The organism is Pantoea sp. Cy-639 (genome assembly GCF_011752525.1).
GTDB lineage: Bacteria > Pseudomonadota > Gammaproteobacteria > Pseudomonadales > Pseudomonadaceae > Aquipseudomonas.
Map to the genome: position 1 here is coordinate 62,910 of NZ_VWXI01000014.1, position 23,575 is coordinate 86,484.

General features: G+C 64.5%; 12 protein-coding genes. 10 read left to right on the forward strand and 2 right to left on the reverse strand.

The features are described from left to right. Nucleotides 1–3 precede the first annotated feature (3 nt). Nucleotides 4–909: a LysR family transcriptional regulator gene (locus F3J43_RS17380; protein WP_166889230.1), complete on the reverse strand. Its 906-nt coding sequence runs from the start codon at nt 907–909 to the stop codon at nt 4–6. 114 nt (nt 910–1,023) lie between these two features. Here F3J43_RS17380 and F3J43_RS17385 point away from each other — a divergent pair, with 114 nt between their 5' ends. The 9 genes from F3J43_RS17385 (at nt 1,024) to F3J43_RS17425 (ending at nt 21,490) form a co-directional block, all read left to right on the forward strand. Then, on the forward strand, nt 1,024–2,229 hold the full coding sequence (locus F3J43_RS17385; protein WP_166889234.1) for an MFS transporter: 1,206 nt from the start codon (nt 1,024–1,026) through the stop codon (nt 2,227–2,229). 92 nt (nt 2,230–2,321) lie between these two features. Then, complete coding sequence (locus F3J43_RS17390) at nt 2,322–4,682, forward strand: DNA polymerase II (RefSeq protein WP_166889237.1); 2,361 nt, start codon at nt 2,322–2,324, stop codon at nt 4,680–4,682. Nucleotides 4,683–4,769: 87 nt separating this feature from the next. After that, nucleotides 4,770–9,233 (forward strand): NEL-type E3 ubiquitin ligase domain-containing protein, encoded by a 4,464-nt coding sequence (locus tag F3J43_RS17395; RefSeq protein WP_166889240.1) that lies wholly within the window; start codon nt 4,770–4,772, stop codon nt 9,231–9,233. 86 nt (nt 9,234–9,319) lie between these two features. After that, nucleotides 9,320–13,837 carry an NEL-type E3 ubiquitin ligase domain-containing protein gene (locus F3J43_RS17400; RefSeq protein ID WP_166889243.1) on the forward strand — a complete coding sequence of 1,506 codons (4,518 nt, stop codon included), beginning with the start codon at nt 9,320–9,322 and terminating at the stop codon, nt 13,835–13,837. 170 nt (nt 13,838–14,007) lie between these two features. Beyond that, nucleotides 14,008–14,568, forward strand: a complete 561-nt coding sequence (locus F3J43_RS17405; RefSeq protein WP_166889246.1) for a DUF4174 domain-containing protein — start codon at nt 14,008–14,010, stop codon at nt 14,566–14,568. A gap of 144 nt (nt 14,569–14,712) precedes the next feature. After that, the gene (locus F3J43_RS17410) at nt 14,713–19,188 is read left to right on the forward strand and encodes an NEL-type E3 ubiquitin ligase domain-containing protein (RefSeq protein ID WP_166889249.1); all 4,476 of its coding nucleotides are present in this window, start codon (nt 14,713–14,715) and stop codon (nt 19,186–19,188) included. 158 nt (nt 19,189–19,346) lie between these two features. Next, complete coding sequence (locus F3J43_RS17415; RefSeq protein WP_166889253.1) at nt 19,347–19,877, forward strand: HvfA family oxazolone/thioamide-modified RiPP metallophore; 531 nt, start codon at nt 19,347–19,349, stop codon at nt 19,875–19,877. Nucleotides 19,878–19,959: 82 nt separating this feature from the next. Further along, nucleotides 19,960–20,784 (forward strand): HvfB family MNIO-type RiPP peptide maturase, encoded by an 825-nt coding sequence (locus tag F3J43_RS17420; protein WP_166889255.1) that lies wholly within the window; start codon nt 19,960–19,962, stop codon nt 20,782–20,784. A 1-nt stretch (nt 20,785) separates the two neighbouring features. After that, nucleotides 20,786–21,490, forward strand: a complete 705-nt coding sequence (locus tag F3J43_RS17425) for an HvfC family RiPP maturation protein (protein WP_166889258.1) — start codon at nt 20,786–20,788, stop codon at nt 21,488–21,490. Here the strand turns inward: F3J43_RS17425 and F3J43_RS17430 are convergent. Continuing rightward, the gene (locus F3J43_RS17430) at nt 21,471–22,457 is read right to left on the reverse strand and encodes a DMT family transporter (RefSeq protein WP_166889262.1); all 987 of its coding nucleotides are present in this window, start codon (nt 22,455–22,457) and stop codon (nt 21,471–21,473) included. The genes F3J43_RS17425 and F3J43_RS17430 overlap by 20 nt on opposite strands. Nucleotides 22,458–22,560: 103 nt before the next feature. Between F3J43_RS17430 and F3J43_RS17435 the strand changes: the two genes are divergently transcribed. Then, entirely contained in the window at nt 22,561–23,445 is an 885-nt protein-coding gene (locus tag F3J43_RS17435; protein ID WP_166889265.1) for a LysR substrate-binding domain-containing protein, read from the forward strand. Nucleotides 23,446–23,575: the final 130 nt, after the last annotated feature.

Consider the following 23,575-nt stretch of genomic DNA (forward strand, 5'->3'; position numbering starts at 1 on the left):
GGTTCATCCGGTTGGCCGCTCCCGGGCTGGCAGCACGTGTTCGAGCATGAAGTCGATGAACACGCGCAGCTTGGGTGGCACCTGACGGCCAGAAGGCCATAGCAGGTAGAAGCTGCCGCGCCTTTCCATGAAGCTGTCCAGCACACTCACCAGGCTGCCGGTCGCCAGCTCCCTGCGCACGCTGAAATCCGGCAGGCAGGTGATGCCGCGGTCGTTGAGGGCGAAGCAGATGCGCGTCTCGACATGGTTGCAGACCATGGCGATGGGGATGTCGTAGTCCTGCTCGGGGTGCTCCCGCCGCAGCGGCCAGACTTCCAGCTTGCCAGTGCTGGGGAAGCGGTAGTGCAGGCAGCGGTGGCCTGCCAGGTCACGCGGGTGTTGCGGCGTGCCATGCTCCGCCAGGTAGGCGGGGGAGGCCACCAGGCGGTGCTGGAAGTGCCCGAGGAACTTGGCGTTCAGGCGCGAGTCCAGCGGTTGGCCACCACGCATCACCACATCGAAACCCTCGCCGATGATGTCCACCATGCGGTCGCTGAAGTCCAGGTCGAGTTCGATGTCCGGATAGCGGGCCATGAACTCGGCCAGCGCCGGCATCACCAGCCCGGTCACCTGCGGCAGGCTGACCCGTAACCGTCCTCGCGGCGTGCCGCTGGCCTGGGACAGTGCCTGCTCGGTGGCTTCGATCTCGGCCAGGATGCGCTTGCTGCGCTCGAGGAACAACGCGCCTTCGGCCGTCAACGTGATGCTGCGGGTACTACGGTGAAACAGGCGCACGCCCAGCCGGCCTTCCAGGCGGGCGACGCGCTTGCCCACCGCCGAGGCGCTGATGCCCAGCGACTGGCCGGCAGCGACGAAACTGCGAGTTTCGGCCACCCGGTTGAAGACCACGAAACCGCTGAGGCTGTCCATGCTGCGCTCCGATTACGGACACCAGTGTCCTGAGTGAGCGGAATTCTACCCGTCTTTTTCCTCAATGCATCGGCAGCGCACCATGACGGCCTTGATCGATAGCCGGAGGCATCCATGACTTCACCTTCCCCGGCGGCGTGCGTCGCCGCTCCAACCACCAGCGCGCGCCTGCCCTTGAGCGGTTTGCTGGCCTTGGCCCTGACCGGTTTCATCGCCATCCTCAGCGAGACCTTGCCGGCCGGGCTGCTGGACCAGATCGCCGAGGGCATGACCATCAGCCAGGCCATGGCTGGGCAATGGGTCACCGCCTATGCACTGGGCTCGCTGCTCACCGCCATCCCGCTGGTGACCCTGACCCAGGGCTGGTACCGCCGTCGCGCGCTGCTGCTGGCGATTGGCGGCTTCGTTCTGTTCAATGGCCTGACCGCGCTGTCGGACAACAACGTGCTGACCCTGCTGCTGCGCTTCATGACCGGTGCCGCCGCCGGCCTGGCCTGGGGGCTGATCGCCGGGCATGCACGGCGCATGGTGGCGCCGGCGCAGCAGGGCAAGGCGATGGCGGTGGCCATGCTCGGCCAGCCCATCGCCTTGTCGCTGGGGTTGCCCATCGGCACCTGGCTCGGCGCCTGGCTGGGCTGGCGGGCCACGTTCGTGGTGGTGACCCTGGCCGCGCTGCTGCTGGTCGCCTGGGTGCTGCGGGCGGTACCGGACTTTCCCGGCCAGGCTGCCGGCCGTCGTCCGGCGGTGCTGAGCGTGCTGCGCACGCCCGGGGTGACGCGGGTGCTGCTGGTGATCCTGGCGTGGATCCTTGGCCACAACATTCTCTACACCTATATCGTGCCGTTGCTGGCGGCAGTAGGCATGGACGGTGCGGTCGGCCAGGTACTGATGACCTTCGGCCTGGCTTGTCTGGCCGGCATCGTACTGGTCGGCCTGGGCGTCGATCGCCAGCTGCGCCGGCTGGTGCTGCTGTGCCTGGCGGGCTTCGCCCTGGCGACCCTGGCGCTCGGTCACCTGCAGGGTGAGGCCTGGCTGGTGCATGCCAGTGTCGCCTTGTGGGGGCTGACCTACGGCGGTGCGCCGACCCTGCTGCAGACCGCCTGTGCCGATGCGGCAGGCGAGGGCGGGGATGTGGCCCAGTCGATGCTGGTGACGGTGTGGAACAGCGCGATCGCACTGGGGGGCATCATTGGCGGGTTGTTGCTGACGGGCATGGGGGTAGCGTCGTTTGGCGCGGTGGTGCTGGGGTTGGTCGCGCTCGCCTGGCTGCTGGCCTTGGGCGGACGTCGCGCGGGGTTTGTCGTGGGCGCGCGCCAGTAGGGCGCTGACAGCACCGGCCAGCGATGAGGCGCCAGCACCCGGGGCGCGGTAGAATCGGTGCTTTCCGATTCTGCTTTCCCGAGGTTCACGCGGTGCAGTTGCAACAGGGCTTTGTCCTTACCCGTCACTGGCATGACACGCCCGAAGGCACTTGCGTGGAGTTCTGGCTGGCCACCGATCATGGCCCCAGGCGCTTGCGCCTGGCCCCGCAGCCGTCGGTGGCGTTCGTGCCCGCGGCGCAGGCCGAGCATGCCCGGGTGCTGCTGGCCGGCGAGTCGGGCGTGGAGCTCAGGCCCCTGCAACTGCGCGATTTCGACCAGCGCCCGGTACTGGGCCTGTATTGCCGTCAGCACCGTCAGTTGATCGCCCTGGAAAAACGCCTGCGCGCCGCTGGTGTCGAGGTGCTCGAAGCCGATATCCGCCCCCCTGAGCGTTACCTGATGGAGCGTTTCATCACCGCGCCGGTGCGTTTCGATGGCCGTGCCGATGCCCAGGGGACGCTCTGTGAAGCCCAGCTCAAGCCCGATCCGGACTACCGCCCGCCCTTGCGCCTGGTGTCGCTGGACATCGAAACCAGCGAGCGCGGCGAGCTGTACAGCATCGCCCTGGAAGGTTGCGGCCAGCGCACGGTCTATATGCTCGGCCCGGCCAACGGCGACGCGGCGGCGGTGGATTTCGAACTGCACTACTGCGCAGACCGCGCCGGCCTGATCGTCAGTCTCAACCAGTGGCTGGCCCGCCATGACCCGGACGCGATCATCGGCTGGAACCTGGTGCAGTTCGATCTGCGCCTGCTGCATGAGCATGCCCGGCAGTTGAACGTGCCGCTGTGCCTGGGACGCGACGGCGAGCCCTTGCACCTGCGTGAGCACGGCAGCCGCAGCCACTTCTTCGCCGAAGCCCCCGGGCGGTTGCTGATCGACGGCATCGAGGCCTTGCGTTCGGCGACCTGGAGCTTCCCCTCGTTCAGCCTGGAAAGCGTCGCCCAGCAACTGCTCGGCGAAGGCAAGGCCATCGACACGCCCTACCAGCGGATGGACGAAATCAACCGCCGGTTCGCCGAAGACAAGCCAGCCCTGGCCCGTTACAACCTCAAGGACTGCGAGCTGGTCACGCGGATCTTCGCGCACACGCGTCTGCTGGACTTCCTGCTGGAGCGCGCTTCGGTCACCGGCCTGGCCGTGGACCGTAGCGGCGGTTCGGTGGCCGCGTTCTGCCACCTGTACATCCCGCACATGCATCGCCTCGGCTACGTCGCGCCCAGCCTGGGCAGTCGCCCGGACGAAGCCAGCCCCGGCGGCTTCGTCATGGACTCGCGCCCCGGGTTGTACGACTCGGTGCTGGTGCTCGACTACAAGAGCCTGTACCCGTCGATCATCCGCACTTTCCTCATCGATCCGGTCGGCTTGGTCGAAGGCCTGCGCCAGCCGGACGATGCGCACTCGGTGGAAGGTTTTCGCGGTGGCCGCTTCTCGCGTACCCAGCATTGCCTGCCGGCCATCGTCGAGCGGGTCTGGCGGGGGCGCGAGGCGGCCAAGCGTGCTGGCAACGCGCCGCTGTCGCAGGCGCTGAAGATCATCATGAACGCCTTCTACGGCGTATTGGGCTCCAGCGGTTGTCGCTTCTTCGATCCGCGCCTGGCGTCCTCGATCACGATGCGCGGCCACCAGATCATGCGCCAGACCCGGGCATTGATCGAGGCCCGTGGCTATGACGTGATCTACGGCGATACCGACTCCACCTTCGTCTGGCTCAAGGGCGCCCACGACGAGGAGGCCGCGGCAGGTATCGGTCGCGCGCTGGTGGCCGAGGTCAACCAATGGTGGCGCGAGCACCTGCAGCAGACCCTGGGCCTGGACAGTGCCCTGGAACTGCAGTTCGAAACCCATTACCGGCGCTTCCTGATGCCGACCATCCGGGGGGCCGACGAGGGCAGCAAGAAACGCTATGCCGGCCTGGTACGCCGCGATGACGGCAGCGAGCAGATGGTCTACAAGGGGCTGGAGTCGGTGCGCACCGACTGGTCGCCGCTGGCCAGGCAGTTCCAGCAGGAGCTGTACGGGCGGATCTTCCGTGGCCAGCCTTATCGCGACTATGTGCGCGAATACGTGCAGCGCACGCTGGCTGGCGAGCAGGACGAACTGCTGATCTACCGCAAGCGCCTGCGCCGGCCGTTGGCCGACTACCAGCGCAACGTGCCGCCCCATGTCCGTGCCGCGCGGCTGGCGGACGACTACAACAGCCGTCTTGGCAGACCCCGGCAGTACCAGCGTGGCGGCTGGATCAGCTATGTCATCACCACCGCCGGGCCGGAGCCACTGGAGAACCTGCAGGCCCCGGTCGATTACGAGCATTACCTGAGCCGTCAGTTGCAGCCGGTGGCCGACGCCATCCTGCCCTTCGTCGGCGATGATTTCGGCACCCTGACCGAGCGCCAGCTCCTGCTGTTCTGAGCAGCCGGGCGTGTGGTAGCTATCTAGCGCCTTTCCGCCAATCCGATTGCCTAGCCTGCCGCATTCAATTCGAACGCAGGTGAAGACATGGACGCAAGCACGGATGAACGACCAGATGCATTGGCGGTTGCCCAGCGTTATCAGGATAGCCTGATCGCCAGGCGCTTGCCGGCCTGGATGAGCAAGGTCGACCCCAGCAATTTCGGCTTGCTGGCGCAAGCCTTGCAATCGGGGCTTCTCTGTCGGCAGCGGCTGGCGGGCATCTGGGCGCGGGTGGAGCCTGTCGACCGTTTCGCCAGGGCACGCCTGCAGCAGGCGGTGGAGGCGCGTTACGCGATCAAGGTCGATGTGGAACGGCTCTACTTCCGGCAGTGGTATTACTTCACCTCACCCAGCAGCAGCTACATCACCAGTCGAGTCCCGACACAGGATTCCGATTACTACGACACGACGTTGCTGTCTGCCGCGTTGATCAATTTCACCGCTGAACAGACCCAGTCTGAGGGACAGTCTCGAAGAAACAGGCTCGTAGATGCCGCCGAGCAGCCATTGCAGCAGCCAACGGCTCATGCATTCGCCAGCTTTTGTCGCGAGTTGGACCTGGGGGGCCAATATCAGCAGCATTTGACCGCTGTGCTAGATGGCCCGCAAGGGCCAACGGCCGACGCAAAGACGTTTCGGCAACGCTTAAGCGAGTTGTACGCCTCGACCCTGCTGGTCGATGCCTTCAAAGCGCGTGCGCAGGGGCAGTTGGACAATGCCGAGCTGGCATTGGTGATCGACCTGTACCGTACCGGCACCGTCGGGCGCCTCGCCGGTATACCTGTCGTGGCCAAGCAATTGCAGGCGTTCGGTTGCGACCTGCAGCAGATCCTGGTCCTCGATGTGCTCGATGAGGGGATCATTCGTACTACCAGCCGGCGTGTTCTGGTGTATATCCCGGGGGATCCGCAGGGCGCCTGGAATGTGGCGGACGACCTCGAGGCTTTCGCCCGTCGCGGCCTGGGCAAGCGTTTGCGTAGCAGCGAATACCGACGCTTCTTCAGCCGTTTCGTCCGCCAGCGTGACAGCGCCGCGTTCTTCTCCGCGGTGAGCGATCGTCTGGACGATGTCGCGGATTGGGCCACGCGGGACCTGGACCAGCACATGAAGGCCTATCCATTGCCGTTGTTCGAGCACCTGGCCGCCCAGCGCGTGGCGCAGATCATGGATGACGCCGCATTGATCGCGACCCCGACTGCCGAGATCGACCAGGAGGTGCGGCGAGCCCATGAGAAACACTTGCAGGGCCTGGGCTGGACGCTGGCAGGACTGGCGGCCTTCTTCGTACCGGCCATCGGCGCCATGATGCTGGCGGTGATGGCCTGGGAGCTGCTGGACGAGGTGTTCCAGTCCGTGCAGGACTGGCGCGAAGGAGACACCGGCGCGGCGCTGGACCACCTGCTCAACGTGGCCAAGGATGTGGCCGTGATTGGGGCAACCGCAGCAGGTATCAAGGTTGCGCAGAGCGTCTGGCAACGTTGCGCGATGGTCGACCGAATGGTTCCCGCGGTACTGGGTGATGGCAGCAGCAAGTTATGGAACCAGGATCTGGCACCTTACAGCGTCGTGCCGCCTCCCCTCGAGGCCACCCTCGATGCGCAAGGTATCCATCAGCTGGGCGAGCAACGCTGGATCGAGATGGATGGCTGCTACTTGCGCGTGTATCAGGAGCAGGAGGACGCCTGGTATCTGGAGGCTTACGACAATCACGCTCCCCTGCTGGAGCACAACGGTGCGGGAGCCTGGCGCCTGTGGAGCGAGCGGCCGGCTGAGTGGCGTGGCACTGCGCGTATGTTCCGGCGTCTGGGTACCGTGTTCGCAGAGCTCGATGATGCGCAGATCGCGGATGTGATGACGGCCCACGGCCTGGAGGACGATCACCTGCGAGGGCTGCATGTGTATGGCCGTCCACCCGAGGCCGAACTGATCGACACAGTGCTGCGCGTGCGGCTCGCCAATCGCTTGGGTGACCTGGCGAATCAGTTGCAAGCCGGCAGCCAGATCCGCGAACCCGCCTTGCTGGAGAAGGTGCGGGACTTGTTGGCAGGGACGATGGGCGCATCCGAGGACTTGGCGGAGGTGGTCTGGCGCCGGCGCCGCGACTTGCTGCAGGCACTGTACGATGAGCAGAACGTCGTCGAGGGCGAGGTGGCGGTCCTGTGCCGCGACTTCACCAGCCTGCACCGCCTTTCTGCACAGCAGCTGCTGAGCGAGTCGAGCGAGGCCGAGAACCAGGCCCTGCTCGACACTGGGCGGGTGCCGCTGTCGCTGGCCCGGCGGGCAAGGGCGCGGGTCTTGCGCATACAGGCTGCACGCCTGGCGGAGGGCTTGTTCATCGATACCCCGCAGACCTTCGTCTTCGCCCGAGAGGTGCTGAAGCTGCTCGATACCCTGCCCGGTAGCGCGTTTGGCCGACGTTGGGTGTTGCGCGACGATGATGGCCTGATGCCGATCTACCGGTCTGCCACGGAGGGGGAGGAGCGGCTGTTGGTCCATCAGGAGGGGGTGTTCACGCTGTACGATCAGCAAGGCATGGAGCCCGCTGCGCCAGGGGAGCTGTTCGAGGTGCTGGCGGAGGCCTTCGAGCCGTCGCAGCGGGTCGTCATGGGGATTGGCGAACCTTTCGCGATACAGGCGCGTCGGGTGCTGCTGCGCTTGCAGGCCTCGCGACGAAGTGCGCCGGTGCAATCGACGGTTACCCCCGGCCTGCGTCTACCCGTGCGACTTGCGGATGGTCGGGTGGGCTACCCTATGGCCGGTGGCCAGCAGCACTTTGCCTACAATTCGCCTACCTCTGCCATTGCCCGGCTGCGTCATTTGTATCCTGATTTGAGCTCGGCACGGCTTCGCCAGTGGCTGGCAATCCCTGCCGTGGCGCAGGACACGGACAAGGCCCTGAACGAGCTGGAGGCGCAGTTCGAGAGCATGCGCCAGGTATTGAGGCTCTGGCGTCGCAACGGAATCGCCACGTTGGAGTGGCACGCACGCGGGGAAATGAAGCGGGCACTGGTCGATTGCTGGCGATTCACCTTGCCGCCGCTGGAAGCACTGTCGGAAGACATAATGTTTTCCCAGGTCGACCTGGGGATCCGCACGTTGCCGCACTTTCCGCCAACGGTACGGTTCCCGCATATCAAAGCCCTGGTCTTGCGAGGGCTGAAGACAAGAAAGATTCCCGACGAGTTCATGCAGGCCTTCCCCAACCTGCATACCTTGGAAATCACCCATTGCCGGCTCGATCAGTTGCCGTTGCCCGCCAGACTTCGCGGGCAGATTCGTTTTCTCGATTTGTCCGATAACCAACTGGTGTTCCACCAGGCGCAGGGGGCGATCATCGGTGAATGTACCGAGCTCAGGTACCTGAACCTCTCCCGCAACCCGCTGGGCAGGTCTTTTTCAGTGAGGACGCTGCCGCAGCTCAATACCCTGCTGTTGGCCGAAACGCGATTGACGAACTTGCCGATCGGGGCGCTGGACAGCCTTCAGCTTAACCATCTGGACATGAGCGAGAATCGCTTGTCGCGCCTGCCGGATAATCTGCTTGGCTCCCGGCTGTGGCGCGAGCAGCGAGTTCGTCTGGTCAATTGCAATGTGACGCTACCGGTGGAGCCGATCAGGAGCTGGTATGAGCCAGAAAACAGCGAGATACCTGATCGCCTGCGCTGGCAGGACTACATGCCCCCGGAAAAGCGCAAGGCCCTGGCAACGTACTGGCGGGATGTCGAGACCAGGCCTGGGTCGGAACGTTTTTTCAGGTTGCTGCGTCGGCTGATGAGCTCTGCCGATTTTGGTTACGACACTACTGCCCGCTTTCTGGCGCAGCGACTGCTCGCCATGCTGGAGGTCATGGACGAGGAAGGAAACGAGGCCTTGCGTAAGGAGTTGTTCGCAGCATCCGATTACGAACGTTGCTCGGACAATGCCACGCTCTGTTTCGGTAATCTGGAGGTCCGTGTACGGGTCTGGGAAGCACAGCAACGTGAACTTGCCTATGACACGGAGTCCGCGCTGTTGAGGCTCGGCGGGCAACTCTGGCGGCTCGAGGCGCTCGATGCCTTCGCCCGTCAGCACGCGGTCGGCCTGCCGAATCGGGGGGCGGAAGAGGTGGAGGTGGTCCTGGCCTATCGCCAGGCTTTGGTACATGACCTCGACTTGCCGTTGAACCCAAGCATGATGCTCTATGAATCCATCGCCGATGTCACAGCCAGCGACATCGCGGCTGCCAGAACTCACGTTCGAGATGCTCAGCAGGCCTCGGTACTGGCGTTGTCCCTGCTCGAACGCGACTTCTGGGTCAAACATCTCCAGGAAATGCACCCTTCTCGACTCAAGGTGCCCAAACGCTTCCGCTCTCAAGTCGAGGCCCTCAGCCCGGGGCCAGGCTATGAGCAGGCTAGTCGGAATATTCAGGAACAGGTGGATGCCTGGCTGCTGGGGGAGCGGCTGAGCCTTACGCTCGAGAGCCTGAAGTACGGCACTTGGCGCTGGAAGGTCCAGGTCAAGTGGTAGCTTGCTGCAACCGTGGTAGATATCTGCCGTCGTTCGTCCGATGACAAGCCATAGGCTCGTGTCTTTCAACCGTGAAGGACACCGTCATGACCGCATCACAGCATCCCGCCTCGGAGCTGATGCCGCTGCTGGCGAGCGAGCAGCGTTACCAGGACCATCTGATCACCCGGCGATTGCCTGCCTGGTTGCGTCAGGCCGGAACTGCGCAATTGGCGCAGTTGGGCAGCGCCTTGCGCCAGGTCTTGCAGGCGCGACGGCGCCTGCAGGGAATCCTGGCCCAGGTGCAACCCTTGGCCGGATTCGCCCGCACGACGCTTGAAGGTGAACTGCAGGCGCGCCTCGGCAGTACGTTCAGCCTGCCGCAATGGCGCTTCATCCAGGGGCACCGCGAGCCGGTGATCGACGCCCAGCCGGTGGGTTATCACCTCACCGAGGTGGTGTACGGCGATATCCCCATGCTCGAGGCCGCGCTACGCAATTTCACCGCGCAACAGGCCCTGTCCGGGGGGCAGCCAAAAGGCAATCGACTCACCAGTGCGACGCAAGGCAGCCTGAGGCCGCCCTCTGCGGTCGAGTTCGCGCAGCTTTGTCGTGAGATCGATCTGGGAGAACGCTATCAGCATCATCTCGCCGAGGTCTTCGAGGGGACCTCGGCGACGTCTGCCGATTCCGTCCCGGCGGTGTTTGCCAGTGTCACGCGCTGGAGCATGTTGGTCGACGCCCATAAGGCCAGGCTTGAGGGGGTGTTGAACGACACCGAGCTGCAGTTGATCACCAGCCTGTGCCTGCACGATCTGCTGTTGAGTGTGGACGGCGCGCCGGTGGTGGCCAAGCGCTTGCAGTTGCTGGGTTGCCCACTGGAGCAGATCGTCGTGCTGGATATCATCGACGAAGGATGGCTGCGCAACACCAGCAAGCGGGTACTCGTCTACATACCAGGCGATCCCCATGGGGCCTGGAGCGCTCAAGCCAGCCTGCGGCAGTTCGCCAGACGCGTGCTGGGGCAGCGCCTGCGCCTGCCGGCGTACCAGCAGTTCTTCAGCCGCTTCGTGCGGCGCCGCGACAGCCAGCGTTTCTTCGGCCCGGTCATCAGTGGCTACGCCGACCTGGCGCAGTGGGCGAATATCGATCTCGACGAGCACATGCACCCGTACCCTTCGCCGTTGTTCGACCACTTGGCGCGGGCGCAGATCCTGCAGATCAAGGACGATGCGGCGATGATCGCGGTCCCCACGACGGCCATCGACCTGGAGGTCCGGCGCGAGCACGACCGGCGCCTTGCAGCCCAGGGCTGGACCCTGCTCAACCTGGCCGGTCTCTTCGTGCCTCTGATCGGTGTCGGCTTGCTGGCGATGACAGCCTGGCAGTTGCTGGGCGAAGTGTTCCAGGGGGTCGATGCCTGGCGCGAGGGGGATGACAGCGAGGCGCTCGATCATCTGCTCAACGTGGCGACCGATCTTGCCTTGATCGGGGTCACCACTGCCGGCGTGGTCGTGGCCAGTCGGGCCTGGCAGCGCTCGGGACTGGTCGACAGCATGGTCGCGGCGCAGCTTGAGAATGGCACGATGAAGCTATGGCAGCAGAACCTGCGGCCGTTCCAGGGGACGCCTCCTGTGCTGGCAGGTACACGCGATGCGCAGGACATCCTGCATGTCGGCGAGGCAGCCTGGATCGACATGGACGGCACGGGCTATCCGGTACGCCAGCGTGCGGTGGATGGGCGCTGGCAACTGAACCCGGTGGACGGACACGCTCCGGTGCTCGACGGCAATGGCGCGGGCGCTTGGCGGCTCGAATACGAGCAACCGGCACAATGGGCCGATTCCCGCGTGATGTTTCGGCGGTTGGGGCGACGCTTCCAGGGCCTGGACGATGAGCGGATCGACGATGTGCTGACCATCCATGGCATGACCGCCGATCATGTGCGGGCACTGCATGTGCATGGCCGGGTGCCTGAGCCAGAGCTGGTCGATACCGTGGTTCGCGCCAGGCTTGATCAGCATGTGCGCCGCCTGGTGAGCGACCTGCGTGCAGGGAAGCGGGTCACTGACACCTCACTGCTCGCCGAGGCACGAGGCCTTCCAGGTGCAGACGACCTGCCCGACCCTGAGCTGGCCGAACAGGTCTGGGTGCAGCGCCGCCTGCTGTTGCAGCGCATCTACGAGCGCCTGCAGGCCAGCGACGATGCCGGCGTCGTGGCCTTGCGCAGGGTCTTCCCGACCTTGCATCGGCGTGCCGCAGGCGCATTGCTGCGTTCGGCGGGCGCCGCCGATCTGCAACGGTTGGCCGATACCGGCCGGGTGCCATTGCGACTGGCCGAAGCAGCCAGGGCCAGCGTACTGCGCATACGGGTGGCGCGAGTGCTCGAAGGGTTGTACCTGGACACTCCGCAGAATGCCGATCTGGCGCGTGCGGTCATTGGCCTGCTGCGCTATCTGCCAGGTGTCGCGCAGGGGGTGCGCTGGAGGTTGTTCGAAGGGAGCTTGCGTGGCCCCGTGTTGCTGCAGGCGCAGGAAGGGATCCGCGATGTCGACCTGGTGCATGTTCGTGGACAGTTCCTGGCGAACACGGCACAGGGCCAGCTGATCGCAGGCCCCGGAGAATTGTTCGAGGTCATGACGCGGGCCTACCAGGACCGGCAGTGGGCAGCGATGGGCGTGAGCGAGCCCGTTGCCCATAATCTGCGGGTGCTGCTCGCCCGTCAGGCAGCGCAGCACCGCCAGCAACTGGCCGAGTGGCTGGGAGCAGGCGCACGGGGTGGCTGGTTCCGGGCCCCCTTGCGCCTTGACGACGGTCGCCTGGGCTACCCGTTGAGCGGGCGCAGCCCAGGTAGCGATTCACGTCGGGGCCGGCCGCAGGCCTTGTTCGCCAGGGTGCGTGCAGTGTATCCGAGCTTCAACGATGCCCAGGTACTGGCCTGGTTGAACGACCTGCAGCGGACAGGGGGGAGCATCGATGACGAACTTGCCCGCCTGGCGCGGGAACTGACAACGCTGGAGGGGCACCTGCAGCGCTGGACGCGACAGGCCGCCGACCCACGTCAGGGCGATGAGCGCCGCTACCTCATGGAGTCCCTGGCCAACTGCTGGCAACGCCGGCCGGCGGCAGGGCAGGGTATCGACCTGGCTGGGGTGAGCTTGCGCTTCATCAGTTATGCCGTGACGCCTGGCAGTCTGCCGGAGTTTGCGCGTGAGGTCAGTTTCGCGCATATCCAGGAACTGGCGTTGTTGGGCATGGATCTGGAGCGTGTGCCCGACGCGTTCATCCGTGCGTTTCCCAACCTGCGCGTACTGGAGCTGGCGGGTAACCGCCTGAGCCGCCTGCCGGGGCGGCTGACGCAACTCGATCAACTGCGGGAACTGGACCTGTTCAACAACCAGATCGTGCTCGACGCCGAGCAGGCGGCGATGCTGGCGGGTTGTGACGGCCTGGAATACCTCAACTTGTCACACAACCCGCTGGGCCGCGATTTCGATGTGAGCGGGATGGCCCACCTGCGTCGTCTGCACCTGCGGGCCACCGGGATCAACCGGATGCCGCCCGGTCTGCCGGACTGCCCGGAACTGCTGCTGGCGGACCTGCGCGACAATCAGCTCACTTCCATGCCCGAGCGCTTCCATCGATCACCTTTGTGGATCCGTCGAGTCATCCTGTTGAGCGGCAACCCACTGACGGCGGCCGAGCGTCAACGCTTGAGCAACCTGTTACCGGGCGCAGCCGGTGTCGAAGGAGCACAAGGGCCGTCCAGCCTCTCGCCTCGGCAGCGCTGGCTGGATGCTGCGGATAGCCTGCACCGCACCGAGCAATCCGCCAGCTGGGAGGATGTGCAGACCGAGTCGCGTTCGGCGGACTTCTTCGCACTGCTCGCACGTCTGCCGGAAACCGCGGACTTCCGGCGCAATGCCCGCGCCCTTGCTGGGCGTGTGTTCGCCATGCTGCAAGCCATGCGCGAGCATGTCGAGTTGCGCGAGCAGTTGTTTGCGCAGGTCACCGACAACTTGACCTGCCAGGACAGCGTGGCGCTGAGCTTCAGTGAGCTTGAGCTGCAGATGCAGGTCTGGCGGGCGCAACGCGAGGCCGGCGAGGGCGGTCGGCAGCACGCGTTGCTGCACTTGGGGCAGCAGTTATGGCGGCTGGAGCAGGTTGATGCCATCGCCCGTGAGGATGTGCTTGGGCGGCGGGCTTCGGGAGGCAATCCAGATGAGCTCGAGGTGATGCTGGCCTATCGCCTGGCCTTGCGTGACACGCTGGCGCTGCCGGCCCAGCCACAGGACATGCTGTTTGCCGAAACCGCAAGGCTGGACCGTCGGCAGGTCGAGCAGGCGCGACAACGGATACTCGATGCCGAGTCGCCCGAGACGCTGGCCCGCTCGCTGGCTGGGCGGGCATTCTGGGAAACGCATCTGAGCACGGTGGAAAGTGAGCGTCTGGATCGTCTCGATGCGCCTTACCACGAACGCCTTGCCCGGCTGATGGGACTCGAGACGGTCCCCGACAACGAGCGCCTGGCGCGTATGAACCAGATCCGTGATGAACGGCAGGCGGCCCGACAGGCGCTATTGTTCGAACTCACCTTGGCGCGGCTGCAAGACCCGCTGCGTTGAAGACGGTGTCCCTGGCGCATTGGGCTATGCTCAGGTCAGCGCCGGGGTCCTGGTAATGGCTGGTTACCTTTCTGGGACCCTCTGTTCTGTCAGCTGGTTTAGGCTGCCTCGCCGGATCTTTCTCGCTGATCCGTAGTCTTTGGTTTTATCGAGAGAACAAGGAGATATGCATGCTCGTTCGGTCACTGACCCTCGCCACCCTGCTCGCGGTTGCCGGGCCGTTGCTCGCTGCCGACAGTGACGCGCCGTTGGCCAAGGAGCTGGGCAAGGCCAGGCCGCTGGTGGTCATCGCCCCCAGCTCGGCGGACCCGACCCTGCGTGGGCTCAACCAGGCGCTGGAGGATCCGGCGACCAAGGCCGGGTTCACCGAACGCAACCTGGTACTGTTCAGCGTCGCCAACATGATGGGCAAGCGCGAGGACAAGAACCTCGAGCAGCAGACCACCATGGCCCTGATCCGAGAGCTCAAGCTTGGCGCCAGCAAGGGTACCAAGGTGATCCTGGTGGGCAAGGACGGTGAGCTTCATGTGCTCAAGGACGATGACAGTGGCGAGAAGCTCGACCCCCAGGTGATCTTCAAGGCGGTCGACGACTTGCCCGCCAGCGAAAAGGCGATCACTGCGCCGGAACCAGTGGCTGTCGTGCCGGCCGAGCCGAAGACCAAGGATGGCAAGGGCAAGCCGGCCAAACCGGCCAAGCCCGCCGCTCCCCCCAAGCCACTGGATGATTGACCCCGTACGGTCCCTCGCATTAGCGAGGGACCGTTTGCCTTGTCCCTTCCGAGCTGCTTGCGGACCTGTGTGGTAAGTAACTAGACGCCCCCGGCCAGCCTCCACGCCTAGTCTCGTGCCTTCAAACATGAAAGAGGCACGGGCATGACCGACGTAGACGACACTCCACGACCTGACCCGCACATACTGGCGCAAGCCTACCAGGACAACCTGATTGCCAACCGGCAACCGCCCTGGCTGAAAAACCTGACTGGCGAGCAACTCGATGAGTTGAGCCAGGCCATGAAAACCAGCTTGCGTGGCCGGCGCTTGATAGCGACGCGGCTCAGGCAAGTCCAGCGCATCGATCATTTCACCGTGCCGGTGGTGCGGGAGGCGCTGCAAGGCTTTGATCCGAGCTTCGACCCGGCAGCAATGCGCTTCGACCAGGGCGTGTTCAGGCCGGTCACCAGTTGGGGGCCGAACCGGGCCCCGATCCACGAAGTCGAGTACCGCACCATCCCGTTGATGGAGGCGGTGCTGTGGAACTTCACCGCGGGCGAGGCGAAGGAGGGCGGGCAGCGAGAGGGCAACTGTCTGGAGGATGCGCAGGGCAAGGAAGTGCAGCATCCATCTGCCATCGAGTTCGCCCGCTTGTGCCGCGAGCTCGATCTAGGGGCTCGCTACCAGGCGCATCTGGATGGCGTACTGCATACCCCATGGAGCGACCATGACGAGCAGGTGGATGTGCCCTCGTTGCTGGAGCAGACGCTCAAGGCGGACATGCTGATGGAGGCCTACAAGGCCCGTTACCACCACGGCACGCTGGACGATCAGGAACTGCAACTGATTCTCGGGCTTTGTCGCAGTGGCGTACCGGGACGCCTCGAAGGGGACGAGGTCATGGCCAGGCAACTGAGCTTGTTCGGCTGCCGGCTCGAGCAGATCGTGGTGTTGGATGTCAAAGAGGACGGGCTGCTCTTCGGCAAGAACCGCAAGCGTGTGCTGGCATACATTCCAGGCGATCCGCATGGGCCCTGGAGTGCCTTCGACAGCCTGGAGGCGTTTGCCCGGCAGGTGCCGGGCAAACGCTTGCGCGAGTCTGCGTATCAAGGCTTTTTCAAGCGTTTCGTGCCGCTGGCCGAACGTGCCGCGTTCTTCGCCCAGGTCAGAGATTCGCTGGGTGATCTGGCACAGTGGGCCACCCGCGACCTGAACGAGCAGTTGCAGGACTACCCACGTCCACTCTTCTCGCATTTGGCGACTGCACACAGTCTCAAGGTGATGACCGATGCCGCAGTGGTCCTGTCCCCTGTGGCGCAACTGGATCAACGCCTACAGCGTGACCACCATCAGCGATTGGCCTCGGACGGTTGGTTGCTGTTGAGTCTGGCCAGCTTTTTCGTGCCCGAGATTGCCCTGGCATTCCTGGCGCTGCTCGCTTGGGAGGTGCTCGGTGCGGTCTTCGAAGGTATCGAGGCCTGGTTCGACGGCGACATGCACGAAGCGGTGGAGCATTTTTTCGATGTCGGCAAACGCCTGGCTGCAATCGCTGCCATGGTGGTTGGCGGCAAGCTGTTGGCGCGTTCGCTGCCGGGTGCTGGCGCAGTCGACGGCCTGGTGGCGACTCGCCTGGAGAATGGCCAAGAGAAGCTCTGGACAATGGATCTCGTGCCGTTTCGTAGCGCCCATCCACCTGAGGAAGCGCAAGTGGATGAGCAAGGGATCCATCGCTTGAACGACCAGCGTTGGGTCGAGATGGACGGGCACTATTATGCGGTGCAGCGTACTGCGGACCGGCAACTGCAAGTGCGTCCGCGCAACGGCCATGGGCCGTTGTTGAGTCGCATGGGGGCAGGCGGCTGGCGCCTGCAGTGCGATGACCCGGCAGGCTGGTCGGATGTTCACCAGATGTTTCGCCGGTTGGGCGAGGCGTTTCGCCCCCTGCATGACGAACAGATCGATCAGGTCATGGCGATCCATGGCCTGGATGCCGACCAGTTGCGCGCCCTGCACGTGCGCACAGACGCGGTGCCGGCTGAGCTGCTCGACACCGCGATGCGTGTGCGCATGGCCGAACGGGTGATCGAAGTGGAAAACAAGCTGAGACTGGGTGTGCCCGTGTGGGACTTCGAAGCGTTGCAAGCCGCCCAAGGATTGCCGGGTGCCGCCGACGTATTCGGTCCGGCGTTGGCCTCGCTGGTCCAGCGTCAGCGCCGGCAATTGCTGGGAGAGCTTTATCGGCGTTGGAGCGAAGGGCTGGGGCAACGTGGCGAAGGCTTGCTGCGCCAGTTTTCAGGGCTGCACCGCTGCGCTGCCCAGGCGCTCCTGCGCCAGGCCAGTGTCGAGGATAGCCAGCGCTTCACCACCACAGGACGTGTTCCTCTGCGCCTCGCGGAGGCCGCGCGCAGCATGGCGCTACGTGTCCGCGCCATTCGCGTGCATGAGGCTTTCGCGCTGGAAACCCCGCAGACCAGCGACCTGGCCCGTGTCGCGTTGGGCATGCTCAAGCATGTGGCGGGTGCACCCCAAATACGCTGGCGCCTGTTCGAGGGTGAGGTGAATGGTCCTTTGCTGTTCGATACCTCTGGCAACATGGCAAGCCTGGACCTGGTACATGACCATGGACAATTCCGCCTGTTCGCTGGCGGGCTGTCCAACAGCGCTGCGGGTGAGCTGTTCACCGTGATGGCGGGAGCATTGAACGAGGAGCAAAGAGCAACCCTGGCATTGGGGGAACCTTTCCCTGCGAGGCTGCAGAGCCGCCTGGGACAGGAGGCTGCCCAGCGCCGGGGTGAAGTGGAGCGATTGCTGAGCCCGACCCATCGGGGGGCCCTGGCGGCATTGCAGCGGCTGGATGCACAGCGGATCGGTTTCCCCTTGAGTGGTCGAGGTGCGATACGGGCGTTGGGCCCCAGCGCCTTGTACCCCGAGGTGCGGCGTATCTATCCCTGTTTCGATGTCGAGCAGATAGTGCAATGGCTGGCGGACCTGGAGCGTGAAGGGCAACAGGTGTGGGAAGCGCTGCCTAGGCTGCGCCAGCAACTGCTCCAGTTGGAGGAGACCCTGCACAAGTGGCATGTCGCAAGCCATCAGGATGCCGGTAGCCAAGCGGTACGGGGCATGATCAAGGAACGCTTGATCGATGCCTGGCGGCGTATTCCTGCACCGGGGGAGGGGGTGGATAGTGTGCTGTTCACTGGTGGGCACCCTGGCCAGCTACCTGTACTGCCAGCGGGTATCCGCTTCTCCCAGGTGACTGAACTCGGTTTCCAGGGAATGGGCTTGCCTGGTGTGCCAGCTGCCTTCCTTGAAGCCTTTCCCAATCTGCGCGTGCTGCGTCTGAAAGGCAACCGGTTGACGCGCCTGCCCAACCAGCTCGCGCTCGACAAGTTGACAGTACTGGAGCTGTACAACAACCAGATCGTCCTGGACACCGCCCAGGCTACGGTCCTGGCCAGCTGTGAAAACCTTGAGTACATCAACCTTGCCGATAATCCGTTGGGCAGGTCCTTCTCGGTCAGCGGCATGCTGCGCCTGCGCAAGTTGCGTCTGCGCAATACCCAGATCGATTCACCGCCCAATGGCCTGGAGGACTGTCCGCTGCTGGAGTTGGCAGACCTGCGGGACAACCGGATCACCCGCTTGCCGCAGGAGCTCATGGGCCTGCCTTCCTGGACTGGGCGGACCATACACCTGGATGGCAATCCCCTGGACAGCTCGCAACTGGAGCGCTTGCGTAGCGCACCACAGGACGAGGAGTCTGGCAGTGTGGTGGCCGAGCGCTGGGCGACAGCGGCACCTGCCGAGGTGCGCCAGAACCTGGTCGGATATTGGACACAACTGCAGGCGAGCGCCCACTCTGCGGGCGTCATGTCATTGTTGGGCCTGTTGCAAAAGACTGCACGATTCCGCCAGCAGCCACGTCTTCTGGCGAACCGGGTGTACCGGATGTTGCAGGGCATGCAGTCTAACGCGCGCTTGCGTGACGAGCTGTTTGCCCACGTCGATGATGGCTTGACGTGCCAGGATGGTCACCTCTGGCGCTTCAGCATGCTGGAGGTGCGCATGAAAGCCTGGAGTGTCGCCGAGGCAGCTCGCCCCGATGAGGCCCAGGCCGCATTGGTTCGTTTTGGTCGACGTCTATGGCGGCTGTACAAGGTCGAGGAACTGGTGAGTCAGCGCATTCCTCGTTGGCCTACCCGCCAGAACATCGACCCGCTGGAAGTGGTCATGGGGTATCAGCTGGCACTGCGCGAACACCTGGAATTGCCTATCGAGGCCGACGAGATGGCCTACCCACAGGATGCGCGCCTCGATGTGTTGCGTATCGGACGGATCCGCGATGAAGTGCTGGCGCATGAATCGCAAAGCGAACTGGCGAGCTGGCTGGTCGACCAGCCGTTCTGGAGCGAATTCATGGACAAGGCTTATCAGGCCCGGTTCGTGCAACTGGATGAAAGTTTCCATCGACAGTTGGAGGCAGTGCTCGAGGAGTCTCAAGCCGCTGGAGCGGCGGGGAGGAAGGACACTGTGGGCGATATCCAAAGGGCACAAGGCAATGCCAGGAGACGCTTGATGATCGATTTGACGTTCGCAGCGATGGACACCCCCGCCGGCGGCACGGAGCTTCTCCTGTGAATGTGTCGTGCTTCGGCGGAGCCTGAGTCGATGTATCACTCTGTATCTGTGTGTCGATCTGACGTGCTGCCATACAAAACACCGTCTGTCGCGATACACCGACGACACACCGCTGCGGCCAAATGGCTCCACTTTTCAACCACACGTGGAGCTTCATCATGAAATCGACTCGAAACACGCTCGGCCTGCTCGGTGCCACCCTGATCGGCGGCATGTTCATGGGCAACACAGCCTTTGCCGTAGAACCCCTGTCCCAGGGCTACCAGCTGGCCTCGGCCAAGACCCCGGGCGAAGGTAAATGCGGTGAGGGCAAGTGCGGTGGCGGCGGCAAGGCCACACAGGCTGAAGGCAAGTGCGGCGCCAGCGGCAAGGCCACCAAGGCCGAGGGTAAGTGTGGCGAGGGCAAGTGTGGTGCCAGTGCCAAGGCCGGTGCCGAGGGCAAGTGCGGTGAAGGCAAATGTGGCGACGCATCGTTCGCACGCACCGACACCAACCACGATGGCAAGGTTTCCCGCGAGGAGTTCCTCGCGGTTGCCAAGGACCGTGCTGGCGACTTCGACAAGATCGACAGCAACCACGATGGCTTCATCTCCGAGCAGGAGGCCCATGATCACTTGGCAGCGATCTTCAAGGCCAATGGCAAGGCCATGCCCGAAGGGCTGTTCAGCCATCTGGCCGAGCAGCACTGAGCCCAGCTCATACGGCTGATTGCAGGGCAGGTCCGACTGGGCCTGCCTTGCACCTCGATCCTTTTCAAGGAGCTGTCCGCGCATGACCCCCACCTCATTGAATACAGGCCTTGGGTTGCGCCGTGGCCTGCTGTCCGAACTGCTCAAGCTGGACAGCGGCGCGGTGGACTTCCTCGAGTGCGCCCCGGAAAACTGGATCGGCGTCGGCGGTGCGTTCGGCCAGGGCCTAGAGCGCCTGGCCGAACGCTTCGCCATCGCCTGTCACGGTTTGTCGTTGTCGCTCGGTGGCACCGAGCCGCTGGACATGACATTGCTGACGCGAACCCGGCAGTTCATGGACCGTCATCAGGTGCGTTTGTACAGCGAGCACTTGAGTTACTGCAGTGATGACGGTCATCTGTATGACCTGATGCCGATCCCGTTCACCGAAGAAGCCGTAGAGCATGTCGCTGCACGTATTCGCCAGGCCCAGGATGTGCTGGGCCGGCGCATCGCGGTGGAAAACATCAGCTATTACGCCGCCCCCTATCAGGCCATGGACGAGCTCGACTTCATCCGAGCGGTGCTCGACGAGGCCGACTGCGACTTGCTGCTGGACGTCAACAACGTGTTCGTCAACGCCTGCAACCACCGATACGACGCCCAGACATTCCTGGCCGGCCTGCCGGTGCAGAGGGTGGTGGGCATGCATGTGGCCGGACATTACGACGAAGCCGCGGACCTCAAGGTCGACACCCACGGCGCGCCGGTCAAGGAAGATGTCTGGGACCTGTTCGCCAGCGCCTGCCAGCGTTTCGGCACGCAGCCGACGGTGCTCGAACGTGACTTCAACTACCCACCGCTGGCCGAGCTGCTGGCAGAAACGGCGCGCATCCGCGCACTGCAACTGGCCCATGGAGCGTGCTGACATGTCCACGACACTGCGTGCGCAGCAATTCACCCTGGCCCGGCATTTGCGCGATCCTGTTGCCAATCCACCGCCACCCGGTATCGAGGCGCGTCGCCTGAAGGTCTATCGCGAGCTGTTTCTCGGCGCGATCGAGGGCCTGCTGGCGGGCAGTTTCCCAGTGCTGCGCAGTACCTTGGGCGAGGCGCGCTGGCAGGCGCGGGTCGCCGATTTCTACGCCCGCTACCGTAGCCAGACGCCGCTGTTCACCGAGATTGCCGAAGCCTTCATCGATTACCTGCAGGGCATCGAGCTCGATGCGCCCTGGCAACTGGAGCTGGCGCACTACGAATGGGTCGAGGCCCAGCTGTACTTGAGTGACGCCAAGGACCCAGCCCATGATCCGCAGGGCGACCTGCTCGATGGTGAACCGCTGCTGTCCTGCGTGGCACGGGTTCTGGCCTATCGCTGGCCAGTGGAACGCATCGGCCCGGACTACCAGCCGACCGAACCCGGGCAAGCGCCGACCTTGTTGCTGGTCTACCGCGATGGCGACCTGCAGGTGCGTTTTGCCCGTATCGCACCGCTGGCCTGGCAGGTGCTCGTGGGGTTGCCAGGTACCGGCCGCGAGCGCTTGCGGGCGCTGGGCAATGACCAGGTGCAGCGCCAGGGGCTGATGCTGCTGGAGCAGTTGCGCGAGCAAGGCATCATTGTCGGGACCCGTTGAGCCCACTGTCTTCGCGGTCTTGCCGGAGCGAGCCTGGCTGCGCTTCGGCCTTCTTCGCCGGCTTCAACCGCGATACACCGAACAGCACCAGGGCCAGGCCGACGATCTGGTACAGCGAGACCTGCTCGCCGAGAATCGCCCAGGAGGCCAGCACGGTCAGTACTGGCCCGAGGTTGCCCACCGCAGCAGTGTGGGTCGGCCCCATGCGCTGGATCGCCAGGGCCACCCAGTAGATCGGCAGCACTGTCGAGAATAGCGCCATCAGTGCCGCGTTGCCCCACACTGCCCCCGGCAGTTGCAGCAATGGCGCGACATCCGCCACCAGCAGGTAGTGGGCCAGCACCATCAGTGACGAGGCCGTGCCACACAACCCGGCCAGACGCATCGAACTCATGCGCTTGAGCATCATGCCGGTGCCGGAATAGTACAGGGCATAGGTCACCGCGCTGGCGAACACCCACAGCGAGCCTACCACCACCAGGTTGCCGCCACCGGCCGTGCCGATATCGTGGACGAAGGCGATACCCAACCCTAGGTAGCACAGGCCCATGGCGGCCAGGGTGCGCAGGGAGGGCCGCTCACGCTGGATCACGGCCTGGATCAGCAGCACCAGGGTCGGATAGGTGAACAGGATCAGGCGCTCCAGGCCGGCGCTGATGAACTGCAGGCCATAGAAGTCGAACAGGCTCGCCAGGTAGTAGCCGAACAGTCCGAGCAGCGCCACGCGCATCCCGTCACTCAAGGTCAGTGGCGTATCGCCTCGACCACGGCTGGACCACACCAGCCAGGCGAACAGTGGCAGCGCCAGGGCCATGCGCAAGGCCAGCAGGGCAATGGCGTCCACCGGACCTGCGGCATAGGCGAGCTTGACGAAGATGGCCTTGAAGCTGAAGCCCAGGGCCGCCAGTACGGCGTACAGGCTGCCGTTGGCAAGGGCACGGTGGAGCGGGGCGGGCAGGTTTGGCATGGGCAGTCCGTAACCGGTGGCGTTGCGGCTTATTCTGGAGCGAATGCCGGTGCGCTAGAATCGCTTTTTCTCGAACATGGCGTTCTATTCTGGAGAAGTCAGCATGCACTTCGATCTGCCCGACCTGCGGCTGCTCGCCGCCATCGCTGCCACCGGCAGCCTGAGCAAGGCGGCGGCGACCTTTCCGGTGGCGGTGTCGGCCGCGAGTACGCGTCTGCGCCAGTTCGAAGCACGCTGTGGCCTGACGCTGTTCGTGCGCAAGGCCGACGGCATGCAGCTGACACCGGCCGGTCGGCTGGTGCTGGAGTCGGCCCGTGGCGTGCTGGGCGAGGCGCAGAAACTGCGCGACACCCTCAAGGAATTGGCCGGTCAGCGGCGCATCAACCTGCACCTGGCGGCCTCCACGGTGAGCAACAGTACTTTGCTGCCCGCGGTGCTCGGGCCTTTCCTTGCCGATTACCCGGAGGTCGATCTGCAACTGGTCGAGCACAAGAGTGTCGATGTGCTGCGGATGGTGCTGGCCGGGGAGTGCGAGATCGGTGTGTACGACGGCAACCTGGTCAACGATGGCGTGGTGTCGTTGCCGTTCCGTACCGAGCGCCTGGTCCTGCTGGTGCCGACCGATCATGCCCTGGCCGGGCGCGTCGACCTGCACCTGGCCGATGCCCTGGGCTTTGCCTTCGTCTGCCTGCCGGCCGAGCGGGCGATGCAGCGCTTCATCGAGGAACTGGCGATGAACCTGGCGATGCCGCTGAAGGTGCGGGTCCGCGCGCCCAGTTTCGAGGCCATTGCCCAACTGGTGGCACAGCATGCAGGCATCGCCATGCTGCCCGAGACCGCGGCACTGCGCGCCGAGCAGGAGTTCGCGGTGCGCCGGGTGGCCCTGGCGGAGCGCTGGGCGACCCTGGAATTGAGGATCTGCTTCCGTGGCTGGGACGTGTTGAGTTCCCATGGTCGACAACTGGTGAGCTTCCTCTCCGGCCCGTGAGGTGGCTGGATGGGTAGCTGCCCATCAGTGGTCTGTCATTCGGATATCACCCCGTCCCGTGCCAACTACCTCGGATACCGATAGCCCTTCGCATGGGGCGATCCTTCAGTGGTTCGTGTTCTCTCTGGCG